Genomic DNA, 12942 nt, shown 5'->3' on the forward strand with positions numbered 1-12942 from the left:
TTTTTTATTTACTTTTCGAAAGTAATTTTTGAACCAACAAGACGAACGATGGCAATCTTTTTTACCATCGCTGTCGAAAATCCTCCCACCCCTAATTCCTGCGGCATTCAATGCTATTTTTAGGTTAACGATTGGATCAATGTTCACCGCTACATTGCCCATTGTACCACTCAAGAACCACAATTAAATTAAAGATTATTCTTGAGTCAAGTAATTAAAATGTTTATCAGTGATATATGTTAGATCAATGTCAAAATTCATCTTATCTAAGATAGGTTTAATATACTCTATTAAATGTGTGCCAGCCTCAAAATTATCAGGGAATTTACTAATATAAAAAGAATTATTATTATCACAATTTGGCTTATGTTCAACTAACCCTTCGATTACCTCAGCAATTTGGTCCACAATATTTTCTTCTAATTTTTTTTCTGAAATTATTACCGTGTGGATATAATTCTCCGCGCCTTCAAATGAATCCTCATCCTCTATTTCCTTTAAAATAGGAAAATCATCTAAAACACTAGGTCTTCTGTAATCTAAAATCAATAGCATACAGACAGTTTCATTATCTTGATTATCTAAACGAAACAACTCTAGGTCTCGCAATTTCAACATTCTTACCAATTTGAACATTAATATCACCTCTTTAACTTTGAATTCCCTTTTTCATTGCTATCTTTTCAAAGTAATTAAACATAATTAATCCGATTATAAAGTATACCAAAGAATTTAAAAGAACTATACTTAATGAACTAATAGGAAAATCCGATATTTTATATTCATTTAAGATTATATCCCAAATTAATCCTTTCGCATATGAAAAAGGAATAAAAATGTTTTCATTTTGTTTAAACAATAAATAAATAAATCCAACCTTAAATAAACTTATTATTGCTTTAATATCTTTAAATACAAGAGATAGACTTGAAAAAGCTATTCCTATGCCATACAAACCAATAAGTCCAGTAAAAGTAACTCCAATTAAAGATGCTAAATTTATGTTAATCTTCAATAAAATTACTATAAAAACAAGCATTATAAATACTGTAGCAGTTGTTTTGAAGCAATGAATTAAAGATCTAATTATCACAAACGTTACTAATTTATTATGAGATAATAAAAAATGATTTATTGTACCATTGTTAGCTTCAAGATAAACAATATTACTTGTAAATGAAAAAGAAGAAATTAAAATAACAAACAGTAAATAAAAAATAAATAGGTGTTGAAAATTTATACCTAAAAAATCACTATTATCCATTAATGTCCTATACAAATAGATAAAAACAATGGAGTTAATAAATAAACTTAAAAATATTTTTCCTTTATTGTTTTTTAATTCCCAAATCTCTTTTAAGATATTTATTTTTATTAAATTTAACATTCGGTATACACCTCAGGAATTTAAAATACTGCAAAAATTGTCCTCAAATGTTGCATTAGTTTCTAGGTTTTTAATTTTATATTTAGAAAGTGCTATTTCCTCTAATAAGTCATTTAAAGTGTTTATGGAAACAATCCCCTTTATAAAATTATTTTCACATTCTAAATGATTTGAGTAGTTCATTAATTTGATTTTAAAATCATCTGAAGGAGAACGATCCAACTCAATTGAAATCTTAATATTTTTTGTAATACTCTTAAATTCCTTCATTTCTCCCTTGTATTTTAAAATCCCCTTATCAAGTACTACAATATAATCTGATATGTCTTCAATTAAACTTATATCATGAGAAGTAATTATAATTATCTTCTCATCTTTCATCTTTTTCAAAGCTGTTTTTAGCATATTAACAGACTCAAAATCTAATCCTAAACTAGGTTCATCGAGCAAAAGTATTTTTGAATCCTGAACAAGGGCAATAATAATCGAAACTTTTTGTCTCATTCCGGTTGATAGATTAGAAACTAAGGTTTTCTTTTTGTTTATTAAATCAAACAACTCTAAATAATAATTCACTTCTTTTTGTTTTAGAATGAAATTTGTTCTTTTTATTTCTAAAAAGTACCTTATATTCTCCCATACCGTTAAATTATTATACAAACTTTTGCTTCCATCTAACACAAATGATATATTTTTCCTGATGTTTTTTTTATCTATGCCTTTATACTCAATTTCTCCGCCATCAGCAGTTAATAAAGTACCTATACATTTTAATAAAGTTGTTTTACCAGATCCATTAGGCCCCACAATAGATGTAATGCTGCTATTTTCTAATGTAAGAGTTATATCTTTTAACACTGGTAAATCTCCAAAGCTTTTACTAAGATTTTTAATAAAAATAGACACTAAAGTTCTTCCTTTCTACTACTCATGATAACAAATCTCTTTTAGGAGCTTGTAATTCTTATAATAAATTTAACTAGGTAAGGGCTCTTAAAAAGTTTCCCCAAGCAGCAATATCATCTCCTGGGAAAAAGAAAGTCGCTGTAGCGGCAACAACAATTCCTATAGCTATAATTATATCTGCTGTTTTCCACAAGTTAAGTTTTTTTGCTTTAATTTTTTTAGCAGCCTCATTTAATTCTTCCTGCTTCTTTTTATATTTTTTATATTCGGGATGTTCTTTAATTTTTGTTTTCACTTTATTTGGAACCTTACTTAAAGTTTTTCCGTGACTTGGTGTACCATCTAAATTTTCCACTCCTACTTGGTTTCCTTTAGGATCATAAACATGAACATGATATTTAGGATTGGTACTGGTAGGAAAATCAATTCTTACCTTCCATTTCCCTCCTTGCTCAACTGTGAATGTTTTTGAGCCAGCTGCTTCAGCCATATTAGAAACCGAAAATAATGAAATACCCAAAAGTACTACTAAACTCAAAGATAAAATTAGTAATTTTTTCACCATACACCACTCCCTTTTACCAGAATTATGTAACAAGCTCCTAAAAGAGAAGGGGACCTCCCCTCCTGATATAATACCAATAAAATCTATTTTATGTACTGTAGATGAGCAAATTCGCTAACATAAATTTACAACCAAACAAAAAAGAAGACATGAACCCGATTCCTTGGTTAGAATAGATGTGCCACAACTACTCACAAGGGGGTTCATGTCTCATGAATAGATTAGCACATCACCTAGGAATCCACAAGTTTTTGACGATGTTGGGGTTGGCACTTTATTTCTCAAAACCTGTCATGAAGCATCTCGTTCATATCGTGGATGCGATGATTACAAAGGGCTTTTCGGGAACACTGACCGATCTACATCACGGGAGTTTTCATCCGAACCATCGCACGACACTCAGCCATTTTTTCACGAAAAGCCCATGGGAAGAAGAGACGTTGCTTCGCAAACTCCAGCAGTGGGTGCTTCATCGTGTCGAACGCAGCTCGAAACGAGAGAATCAACCCATTTTTGTTTCGATCGATGATACGATTTGCCAAAAAACGAAGCCCTCGTCACGGGCAACACACGCCATTCAAGGGTGTGATTGGCACTATTCTCACGCAGAGAAAAAGTCGATCTGGGGACATTCTCTCGTTTGGCTCATGGTTCATACGATGACCCAAGCGTTTCCTTTTGCCTTTCGCCTCTACGACAAGACGGCGGGGAAAAGCAAAGGGGAACTCGCGATCGAGATGCTTTCTTCGTTGGATGTGAGTCGACCCGTTTATGTGCTCATGGACTCTTGGTATCCATCGAAAACCCTCGTGGGAGCCTGCTTGAAAAAAGGGTTCCACGTCATCGCGATGCTCAAGACGAATCGGATTCTCTATCCAAAAGGGACGGCCATTCAAGCAAAGGAATTTGCCAAATCTATGGAGCCACGGGATACCCGCCTCGTCACGGTGGGAAAAGAGCGTTATCGGGTGTATCGCTACGAAGGTGCTCTGAACGGTCTCAAGGATGCCGTGGTGCTGCTCGCATGGAAAGCCGATCAGCCGATGACACCGAAACATCTTCATTGCGTCTTGAGCACCGATCGCGAGCTAAGCGATGAAGACATCTTGTGCTACTATGCCGAGCGTTGGTCGATCGAATGTTTTTTCCGTCAAGCGAAAGACCAGCTGAAACTCGATGGATACCGCGTTCGCGGGCGTCGGGCGGTGAAACGGTATTGGATCTTGGTGCAACTTGCGTATGTGTACAGCATGTTCGAGTCGAACAGTGATGTTTCGGATGGGCTCGATCTCCTGCGCAAGAGAAAAGGACATAGCCTCGTGGAGTTCATTTATCGTGCAGCAAAACAAAATATTCCCATTGATGCCGTGAAAAAACAGCTCCACGTGGCATAAGGGGTACCCCGTTTGTCTCTTTTTCGTATGGTAATCATTGTTAATAAAAATGCTCATCTACAGTTATGTAAATAAATTATTTGTAACTATTCACCCCGATAGTAGTATGTAAAAAAGCGCAACACAAATAGGGCATCTCCGTGATAGAAAATGCCCTAAGTGGTAGAAAGAACACGATCGAGCGTTTCGCCTGTCAACAGAAGACATAACGAATCCCACACGTTTTTTTCGTGTTTCGTCAGTGTGGAAATGATGCTTCTTGTGATACAAAAAGACTGGGCGAATGTTTCTTCGCGAAATGTACCCGAAATGTTCTCTTTGACTTTAACCATGCGAAGATCGCGTTCGGCTTGGTTGTTGTCAAAGGGAACATGCACTTCACGTAAGAAACGCAACGCTTCTTCCTTTCGTTTTTGAAGGCGTCGAACAAAAGCGAGTGCTTTTTTCGGAAGAGGCGTCGCCGTTTCCAATCGGTGTTGTGCTCTTTCTAGGATGCGATCATACACTCGTTCCCATCGTTTCGCTTCTTCTTCGGAAAGCGCACCGTGATGAGCTTCGACAGCCTGTTTGGCGGCTAACAGAAACGTCGTCATGCGCGATGCCCATGTATGCCCTTGTTCGATGAAGCCTTTTAACTCACGCAAATGATGGGCGTGACAAAGGGCATGGGTGGCTTGCGTGTATTTTGGATACGTACCGAATCCATCGTGCATCATCGTCCCTTGATATCGCGGAAGAATCCCGATGTCATCGGTCGCTTTCTTTCCACGAGAAACGTGAGGAGCCCAAGTACGTATATTTCGATGTGCACGCGACATGCACCCATGCGAGTTTCCCCTTGATGCGCAAACTCGTTTCATCGACATGCAGGATGTTGGATTCAAGTAAGGCGTCTTCGATGATGTCCATATTTGATTCCAGCGCTTCACGTCCTCGTTTCACCATATTGGCAAGAGTTCCTGTACTGATTGAGTGTTGATATAACGCTTCGATTGTATCACTTAAACGCTTGTACGGGATCAATTGGATATGATGCAAATAAACAACGAGCGCCGTGAGCCGTGGACCGTATTGCACATGATTCGTGACATGGGATGGGAATTCGGCTTGTTGAACACATCGGCAATGTGGACACGATTTCACTTCACGTTCATGCTGTGTCACCTCGATCGGCACAGGAGGGACATCAAACACTTGACGGATATCGACTTTGAACGGTTTGACTTCACGCAAAGAAGCCCCACATCCTTGACACGTATGCACACGGTGGACGATGCGATGATGTGGATGTTCCACTTGATGGAGCGTCGTTCCTTGATGTCCTTCTTGTCCGCCTGGCTTGTTGCTAGATGGTTGACGAGAAGAACGTGTGTGGGCAAAACGGTCAGAAGATGGGGGCAAATGGCTATTGGAGCTGTTTTTTTTCGTGCGTGCTTCCAGCTCTTGAACGCGATACTTGAGTTGTTCATTTTCTTTGCGTAGTTGTTTGTTTTCATGACGCAAATGTTCATTTTCTTGAACGAGTTGATGAATGAGCTGTTTTTGTTGTTGAACTTTGCCGATTAAGCTCTCAACTGTAAATACAGCTTGTTGTACCGTCAACATGCGATTCACCTCCTTGTCTATCAGTATTCACATCATAGACAAGGAAAGAAGAAAATATTCAGCTCACTTTATGATGTGGCTGAATAGTTACGACTGTTTTTCCTTTTCAACAGTTTCGTGAAAGTTCTTTTCTCTATTCATTTCTAGAAGTCTAAGAAAATGATTGCTTTCCGATTGGATTAAGTGATTGCCAAAGATTAGCTTCTTTCTTTTGGTTTATTTAACCGGCCTTTTTCCGGAAAAAATACTGAAAAATAGGCACTTCTGATATCACCATACTTAGAAAAATCAATAAAGAACCGGTCACTCCTGACCATGACAGCCGTTCACCGATCCAAAAATAGGCGGTCAGGACTCCAAATACAGGTTCCATTGACAAGATGAAAGCCACCTTTGGCGGGGACGTATATTTTTGGGCGTATGTTTGAATAAAAAAAGCAGCGTCCGTTGCCAACAAGGAAGTCATCAGTAACGGATAAAAAACAGAAGGTTTTATAAGAACAGAAAGTTGAAAAGCTGTTTGCCAATTCTCCAACAGGAAGGATCCAATGAAACTAAGAATGGATACGGTGAAAAATTGGACGGTCGTTAACATCAGCACGGAAGCTTTATGGGTAAATTTTCCTGTCAATACGATATGAAATGCGAACGCAATGGCGCAAAATAAACTGAGAACATCCCCTTTATTCCAGCTACCTCCATCACCTGCCGAAGTAAGTAAATAAAGACCTAAAGCCGCTGTAAACGAGCCTACGATGGCAGAAAAAGAAGGTTTTATTTTCAAAAGAACGAAAGCCAAAAACTGAACAAAAACAACATACAATCCAGTGATAAAACTCGATTTGGCAACAGTGGTGTACAATAGCCCGACCGTTTGGAAAGCATATCCAATAAACAAGCATAATCCAAGTACACTTCCATAGCCGATCGCATTGAAAGAAAAGGTTTTTTGATCTTTTCGAAGCACGACAATGAGAAACATGACAAGCCCGGCCAAACCAAACCTTACGCCGTTAAAGAAGAGCGGCGGCAAAAAGTCAATTGCGTTTTGAATCATCACAAATGTTGAGCCCCATACAAGCGCAACTATGAATAATGAAATATCAGAAAGCCATTTCATCATACTGTCTCCTTTCATGAAGAGGAATCCAATGCAAAAATTCTCGAAAGTGGTGTAATCATTCCCCAAGAACACAATCCTTGTAAAATTAGCAGAACCGAACGCCATTTTTTTAATTTTCCAATGCGAGTATGAATGCTAAGAAATCGAAACAGACATAAAATAAAACAAATGGAAATTTGGATCGTAAAATTAACATGTTATTTGGATGATGGACTGTTGTTTCCGATAGTCATTACGGCAATCATAATCAAAACGTAAAGGCACTTGAAAAATTTTCGAACTAAAGGAAAATATATAATTATGTAAGTATTATTGGGGGCTAATGTCCCTAATGCTCGATAAGTTCAACTAACCATAAGCGGGGATGAAAAACCCCCGCTTATGGAAGTTTCACTTTATAAAATGTTCATAAAAATTATTGTACTAAACAAATGAACTTGCGAAAAGATAGGAACAGGTGAACAAGATGAAAATGAAAATAAAATGGCTATACAGCCAAAAGAAAATCCAGGAAATATGGTTTGAATCAGACTGGATGGAGAAAGAAAAAGTTCTGCCGCTGATCCAAGATTTAGAAAAAACCGGAAGATTGAAGCAAGTAGTTGTCATCGACGAGTTGCAAAATCAGTGGTCCAAAAAAGAATATATAAAATTAAACGAAAAGCTGGAGGAAGAGCCGGTTGATATCACGGTGTATTTTGACGGAGGATTTGACCGTACCACATTTACAGCAGGCACTGGTATCGTTATTTATTACACAAAAAGTGGGGTGCCCTACAGGATAAGAGCCAACCATAAGCTAGATGAACTAGAATCCAATAATGAAGCGGAATATGCAGCTTTATATCAAGCCATGCAAATGCTGGAAGAACTAGGGGTCAAAAATACGGTATGCACCATTTCCGGCGATTCATTAGGGGTATTAAAACAGTTGTCCGGGGAGTGGCCATGCTTTGAAGAAAATCTAAATAAATGGCTGGACAGGATTGAAGCGAAAATCAACGAACTGCAAATAAAGCCTCTTTACAAAGAGGTGGATAGAAAGCAAAATAAAGAAGCGGACAAATTAGCGAGCCAAGCGCTGAAAGGAATTACAATAAACAGTCATTCGAAATTATGATGATAAATAGAATCGTTCAGTACGAAGGGTGTTGACTCAATTGGATAGGAAACAGTTGTTGGAAGAGGTGGATGAATTACTACAAACATATTGTCGAGGATGTTTAGTGAAATCCACGTTGCGAAAAGAATATGGGAAAACAAGGGCTCACCGATTTTGTATTCGTGAATGTACAGTAGGAGAAAAACTAAAAGAATACGGACGGCGACTTTAAGATGGAGAGAAAGATGTTGAGGAGCTGTCCGCATGCGAAGAATTTCGTTTCTGTTTTTCCATGTTGAATCCGTTCATCAGTAAATCGCAGTAATCGAATCGCAATCTTGAAGATGTTTCATTCATTCTTTCAAGAATCGAGTAGGAGGGAGCGATTAACTCCCGTCCTCTCACACCACCGTACGTACGGTTCCGTATACGGCGGTTCAATTAAGATCATTGACGCAAGTTTTTATAACTTCCGTGAATAGCTGTTCTCTTTATGCCAGTGGTCACTCCACCCTCCAAGAGGTCTCCCACGGGATTCACCGCTTCCTCCCTCAAGTGAGGTACTACGTTTTCTGTGTTCATCATGACTCACTGAATACCAAGGGCTATTCTCTCTTAATTGTTCGGTCCTTCTTAGTTGTTCTAGACCAACTAATACTATGACCTCTGCTGACTTCTGACGGTTCAGCTACTTATCACTAAGTAGGTTATGAAGAGTACTTCACATATCCGCCAGACCTCCCCGGGTAAGTACATGCACTTTCACACCATCTATCCGCCTCATTTACTCGATATGACCTTCGACAGAAAGAGCTTTGTTTTGTTATGCAAACTCACTCAATCATACCTAGCCTTATATGAGGTTCGTGTTCCTCGGACCGGTGTTTTGCCTCCAGCTTCCTTCAGATTCCGCGTCACCACGGACACCCTTTCGTTGAGCTAACCTCTACTTCTGTCTTCGGGGTTCGGGACTTACACCCTATAGTTCATGTACATGCCGGGCGCACATCAAAAAAAGCTGGCGGAAAACCGCCAGCTTTTCATATTCACAATGGTCAAAAAGAAACCAAAATCGCGAAATTAAAGTTTTACAACATTAGCAGCTTGTGGTCCGCGGTTACCTTCAACGATTTCGAAAGAAACTGCTTGACCTTCTTCAAGTGATTTGTAACCGTCACCTTGAATAGCTGTGAAATGAACGAATACGTCGTCTCCGCCTTCAACTTCAATAAACCCATAGCCTTTTTCATTGTTAAACCATTTTACTTTACCGTTTTGCATATTATTAAATCCTCCTAAACTTTCCAAGCACATCGTGCTCAATCAAAATATTTATCAAATAACAAAATACTTCACGGCTTCCTATAGTTTGAAAGGCGGAACATATTCTGTTAATTGATAACACCAATATACAACATAAGAAGAGAGAAGTCAAGATAAGAACAGGCCTTTTAGAAAAATTTCTCTTCTCAAAGAAAGAATTCAATGATATATTTTTATTTTTGTTCATTCTTATGATAATATTCAATTGGTAGTACACTTTCCTTATCGGAAGAATTGGAGGTAGAACATGCCAACGCCGAGCATGGAGGATTACATAGAACAAATTTACTTGTTAATTGAAAATAAAGGGTATGCAAGGGTTTCGGATATCGCCGAAGCTTTGTCTGTGCACCCATCTTCTGTGACCAAAATGGTTCAGAAGTTAGATAAAGATGAATATTTGGTATATGAGAAATATCGAGGTCTTGTCCTTACTCCAAAAGGGAAAAAAATCGGGAAGAGGCTTGTCGATCGTCATGATCTGTTGGAATCGTTTTTAAGAACGATTGGTGTAAAAGAAGAGAATATTTATAACGATGTGGAAGGAATTGAGCACCATTTGAGTTGGGACTCCATTAACCGCATTGCCGATTTGCTGCAATTTTTTGAAGAAACTCCCGAACGGATTGAATCGCTTCGCATGATTCAGATGAAAAATGAAGAAGAAATGTAAAGCGCTTCCTGAGTATGGACCCGGGAAGTTTTTTTATACAGCACCTATCGGTTTCAACATAAGAAAAATTAGGAAAAACCGTCCTTTAATAAATAGAAGGGAAATCAGAAAAGTAGATGTCCTCGGACATTTTATTCAATAAAATTCGGTTGCCATCTTTGTTCCATTGGATTTCGGTGCCGCCCAACATCCCAGCTTCTGCTTCCAACAAGGCTTTTTGGTAGGAAATGATCCTTCCTTTGGAGGTTTGAACACTAACGATGTCTCCTGAAGAGTTTCTTTGGACAGCAACAATATATTCCATTGTTACCCCTCTTTCATTGTAGAATCTATTGTCTATCATGTCCTTGGAAACTGATTTTTACTAATAAATTTTTATTGTTTCGAATACACCGTTCGATTATGATTATAGTAAAAACAGGCGGTGGTTCTTTTGAAATCAAACGAGTGGACGGACTATGCGAAGGATCGATGGAATCAGAATGCGCAAAATTGGCATGCTAGAAGTAAGAATATGTGGGAAAAAGGCAGCCGAAAAGAAATATTGCCATTTTTACAAAGCGCTTTGCCAATTGGAAAAAAGATTTGCGATTTAGGGTGTGGCGACGGTTATGCCGCATTAAAATTGGCTGAAGCCGGTTATCTGGTGACGGGTATTGATCTTTCTGAACAAATGATCAGCATCGCAAAGTCTTATCAGCATCCAAACGTCCGATTTTTAGTTGGAGATCTTTCAAATGTGCCGATTCCCGATCACTCACAGGACGGGGTGCTGGCGATCAATTCTATTGAATGGACGGAGTCTCCTTTGGACGTAATACGTGAAATAGGAAGGATTTTAATACCGAAAGGAATCGCCTGTATAGGGATTTTGGGCCCAACCGCCGGTCCGAGGGAAAATGCATACCCCAGATTGTTGGGGGAAAAAGTGATGATGAATACAATGATGCCATGGGAATTTAGCAAATTAGCATCTGAGCATGGTTTTATAACATTAAAGGAACTCCATGTTCCGAAAAGGGAAACGGACAGAGCCGTATTATCCACTCTCCCAGACCCATTAAAACAGGCGATTTCTTTTATGACTGTCTTTTTGCTGCAGAAAGTGAATTGAGCACCTTTGCCAAAGGCCTTTGAAATGACAGACTTTCATTCACAATGGGGGAAAGAAAAATGGGTATACATACGAAAGTAAAGACCGATATCGAGATCGCCCAAGAGGCGGAGCTCAAGCCGATAAAAGAAGTCGCGAAATCGATTGATTTGGAAGAAGAAGATTTAGAATTTTATGGGAAATATAAAGCGAAGTTGTCCTATGAAACGTTAAAACGATTGAATACAAAACCAAACGGAAAACTAATTCTCGTTACTTCCATTAATCCGACTCCTGCGGGTGAAGGGAAATCGACGGTCACTGTTGGCTTAGGAGACGCTCTCTCGCAATTAGGCAAGAAAACGATGATTGCGTTGAGGGAACCTTCGCTAGGTCCGACGATGGGAATAAAAGGTGGAGCGGCAGGCGGGGGATATGCCCAAGTCATGCCAATGGAAGATATTAACTTGCATTTTACCGGGGACATCCATGCCATTACGACAGCGAATAATGCCTTGGCCGCTCTATTAGATAATCATATTCATCAAGGAAATGAGTTGAGAATCGACCCAAGACGGATTGTTTGGAAACGATCATTGGATTTGAACGACCGTGCGCTAAGAAAAATCGTGGTTGGATTAGGCGGTCCTTCACAGGGAGTGCCGCGCGAAGATGGCTTTGACATTACCGTTGCTTCTGAAATCATGGCGGTCCTTTGTCTCGCGACCGATTTACAGGATTTAAAAAGAAGGCTGTCGCAAATGGTAGTCGCCTACAATTACGATAAAGAGCCCGTAACCGCTGGCGATCTTGGGGCTGAAGGGGCCCTTACCCTATTGTTAAAAGATGCTCTGAAGCCGAACTTAGTCCAAACGATCGAGCATACACCTGCGCTGGTTCATGGCGGTCCTTTCGCCAATATTGCCCACGGCTGCAATAGTGTAATGGCCACAAAAGCTGCGTTGAAACTTGCGGACGTGGTCGTGACAGAAGCAGGATTTGGTGCTGATTTAGGAGCTGAAAAATTTCTCAATATCAAAACGCGCGCTGCCGGATTTCAACCGGATGCCGTCGTGATTGTCGCGACAATCCGTGCCTTGAAAATGCACGGCGGACAAGGAAAAAGCGAATTAAATCAAGAAAACCTGTCCGCTTTAAGAAAAGGCATCGCGAATTTGCAAAAACATATTGAATCCATCCAGCAATTTGACCTGCCTCTTGTCGTAGCGGTGAATCGGTTTATAACGGATACGGAAAACGAAATCAATGAACTTTTTCAATGGTGTGCCGAAAAACAAATCCCTGTGGCCTTAACGGAAGTGTGGGAAAAAGGCGGAAAAGGAGGCTTGGATTTGGCGGAAAAAGTGTTAAAAGTGATCGAGCAGTCCAATCATTCTTTCCGTCCTCTGTACTCCCTTGAACAAAGCTTGGAAGAAAAAATCTTGGCCATTGTTCAATCGATTTATGGCGGAAAAGGGGTTGAGTTTTCGGCAAAAGCTCGCAAACAATTGAAAGAGTTTGAAGAGAATGGTTGGAGTGGTTTGCCGATTTGCATGGCTAAAACTCAATACTCTTTATCGGATGATCCTGAAAAATTAGGTCGTCCAAGAGATTTTGTCATCCACGTACGGGAGCTGCTGCCAAAATTAGGTGCTGGCTTTATCGTCGCGCTGACAGGAGACCTGTTGACCATGCCCGGCCTTCCCAAACATCCTGCTGCTAATCAAATGGATGTCGATGAACAAGGAAGAGCGATCGGTTTATTTTAACA

General features: G+C 39.3%; 13 protein-coding genes and 1 pseudogene. 6 read left to right on the top strand and 8 right to left on the bottom strand.

Annotated elements, in window-relative coordinates; translation table 11 throughout:
- Positions 1-195: 195 nt before the first annotated feature.
- The 4 genes from N1I87_RS07335 to N1I87_RS07350 form a co-directional block, all read right to left on the bottom strand.
- On the bottom strand, positions 196-636 hold the full coding sequence (locus tag N1I87_RS07335; protein WP_003354865.1) for a hypothetical protein: 441 nt from the start codon (positions 634-636) through the stop codon (positions 196-198).
- 13 nt (positions 637-649) lie between these two features.
- Entirely contained in the window at positions 650-1387 is a 738-nt protein-coding gene (locus tag N1I87_RS07340; RefSeq protein WP_199426585.1) for a hypothetical protein, read from the bottom strand.
- 12 nt (positions 1388-1399) lie between these two features.
- Positions 1400-2293, bottom strand: a complete 894-nt coding sequence (locus N1I87_RS07345; protein WP_341101178.1) for an ABC transporter ATP-binding protein — start codon at positions 2291-2293, stop codon at positions 1400-1402.
- Between the two features lie 73 nt (positions 2294-2366).
- Positions 2367-2855 (bottom strand): hypothetical protein, encoded by a 489-nt coding sequence (locus N1I87_RS07350; protein WP_341101179.1) that lies wholly within the window; start codon positions 2853-2855, stop codon positions 2367-2369.
- A gap of 215 nt (positions 2856-3070) precedes the next feature.
- On the opposite strand from N1I87_RS07350, the gene N1I87_RS07355 reads away from it, so the two are divergent.
- On the top strand, positions 3071-4252 hold the full coding sequence (locus tag N1I87_RS07355; RefSeq protein WP_003353085.1) for an IS701 family transposase: 1182 nt from the start codon (positions 3071-3073) through the stop codon (positions 4250-4252).
- Between the two features lie 155 nt (positions 4253-4407).
- Here the strand turns inward: N1I87_RS07355 and tnpC are convergent.
- Positions 4408-5857: pseudogene (tnpC, locus tag N1I87_RS07360) on the bottom strand (IS66 family transposase).
- A 220-nt stretch (positions 5858-6077) separates the two neighbouring features.
- Complete coding sequence (locus N1I87_RS07365; RefSeq protein ID WP_341101180.1) at positions 6078-6977, bottom strand: DMT family transporter; 900 nt, start codon at positions 6975-6977, stop codon at positions 6078-6080.
- A gap of 469 nt (positions 6978-7446) precedes the next feature.
- Here N1I87_RS07365 and N1I87_RS07370 point away from each other — a divergent pair, with 469 nt between their 5' ends.
- Together N1I87_RS07370 and N1I87_RS07375 are read left to right on the top strand one after the other, a co-directional pair.
- Complete coding sequence (locus N1I87_RS07370; protein WP_270583556.1) at positions 7447-8100, top strand: reverse transcriptase-like protein; 654 nt, start codon at positions 7447-7449, stop codon at positions 8098-8100.
- A 40-nt stretch (positions 8101-8140) separates the two neighbouring features.
- Positions 8141-8314, top strand: coding sequence for a zinc-finger domain-containing protein (locus N1I87_RS07375; RefSeq protein WP_081473103.1), 174 nt, complete (start codon positions 8141-8143; stop codon positions 8312-8314).
- Between the two features lie 848 nt (positions 8315-9162).
- Here N1I87_RS07375 and cspD read toward each other — a convergent pair.
- Positions 9163-9363 (bottom strand): cold-shock protein CspD, encoded by a 201-nt coding sequence (gene cspD / locus N1I87_RS07380; protein WP_003355070.1) that lies wholly within the window; start codon positions 9361-9363, stop codon positions 9163-9165.
- A 289-nt stretch (positions 9364-9652) separates the two neighbouring features.
- Between cspD and mntR the strand changes: the two genes are divergently transcribed.
- Entirely contained in the window at positions 9653-10078 is a 426-nt protein-coding gene (mntR, locus tag N1I87_RS07385; protein WP_048623526.1) for a transcriptional regulator MntR, read from the top strand.
- An 85-nt stretch (positions 10079-10163) separates the two neighbouring features.
- On the opposite strand, the gene N1I87_RS07390 is transcribed toward mntR, so the two are convergent.
- Positions 10164-10382, bottom strand: a complete 219-nt coding sequence (locus N1I87_RS07390; protein WP_327824216.1) for a DUF3892 domain-containing protein — start codon at positions 10380-10382, stop codon at positions 10164-10166.
- 120 nt (positions 10383-10502) lie between these two features.
- Here N1I87_RS07390 and N1I87_RS07395 point away from each other — a divergent pair, with 120 nt between their 5' ends.
- Both N1I87_RS07395 and N1I87_RS07400 read left to right on the top strand, forming a co-directional pair.
- The gene (locus tag N1I87_RS07395; RefSeq protein WP_341101182.1) at positions 10503-11192 is read left to right on the top strand and encodes a class I SAM-dependent methyltransferase; all 690 of its coding nucleotides are present in this window, start codon (positions 10503-10505) and stop codon (positions 11190-11192) included.
- A gap of 59 nt (positions 11193-11251) precedes the next feature.
- Positions 11252-12940: a formate--tetrahydrofolate ligase gene (locus tag N1I87_RS07400; RefSeq protein WP_341101183.1), complete on the top strand. Its 1689-nt coding sequence runs from the start codon at positions 11252-11254 to the stop codon at positions 12938-12940.
- The last annotated feature ends 2 nt before the right edge of the window (positions 12941-12942 follow it).

The organism is Bacillus sp. FSL W8-0102 (assembly GCF_038007225.1).
GTDB classification, from domain to species: domain Bacteria; phylum Bacillota; class Bacilli; order Bacillales; family DSM-4216; genus Bacillus_O; species Bacillus_O smithii.

Bases quoted from the DNA above. Each gene is read 5' to 3' on its own strand.
- N1I87_RS07400 (WP_341101183.1), top strand. From the start codon at position 11,252: ATGGGTATACATACGAAAGTAAAGACCGATATCGAGATCGCCCAAGAG.
- N1I87_RS07370 (WP_270583556.1), top strand. From the start codon at position 7,447: ATGAAAATGAAAATAAAATGGCTATACAGCCAAAAGAAAATCCAGGAA.
- N1I87_RS07390 (WP_327824216.1), bottom strand. From the start codon at position 10,382: ATGGAATATATTGTTGCTGTCCAAAGAAACTCTTCAGGAGACATCGTT.
- N1I87_RS07335 (WP_003354865.1), bottom strand. From the start codon at position 636: ATGTTCAAATTGGTAAGAATGTTGAAATTGCGAGACCTAGAGTTGTTT.
- N1I87_RS07365 (WP_341101180.1), bottom strand. From the start codon at position 6,977: ATGAAATGGCTTTCTGATATTTCATTATTCATAGTTGCGCTTGTATGG.
- cspD (WP_003355070.1), bottom strand. From the start codon at position 9,363: ATGCAAAACGGTAAAGTAAAATGGTTTAACAATGAAAAAGGCTATGGG.
- N1I87_RS07355 (WP_003353085.1), top strand. From the start codon at position 3,071: ATGAATAGATTAGCACATCACCTAGGAATCCACAAGTTTTTGACGATG.
- mntR (WP_048623526.1), top strand. From the start codon at position 9,653: ATGCCAACGCCGAGCATGGAGGATTACATAGAACAAATTTACTTGTTA.
- N1I87_RS07340 (WP_199426585.1), bottom strand. From the start codon at position 1,387: ATGTTAAATTTAATAAAAATAAATATCTTAAAAGAGATTTGGGAATTA.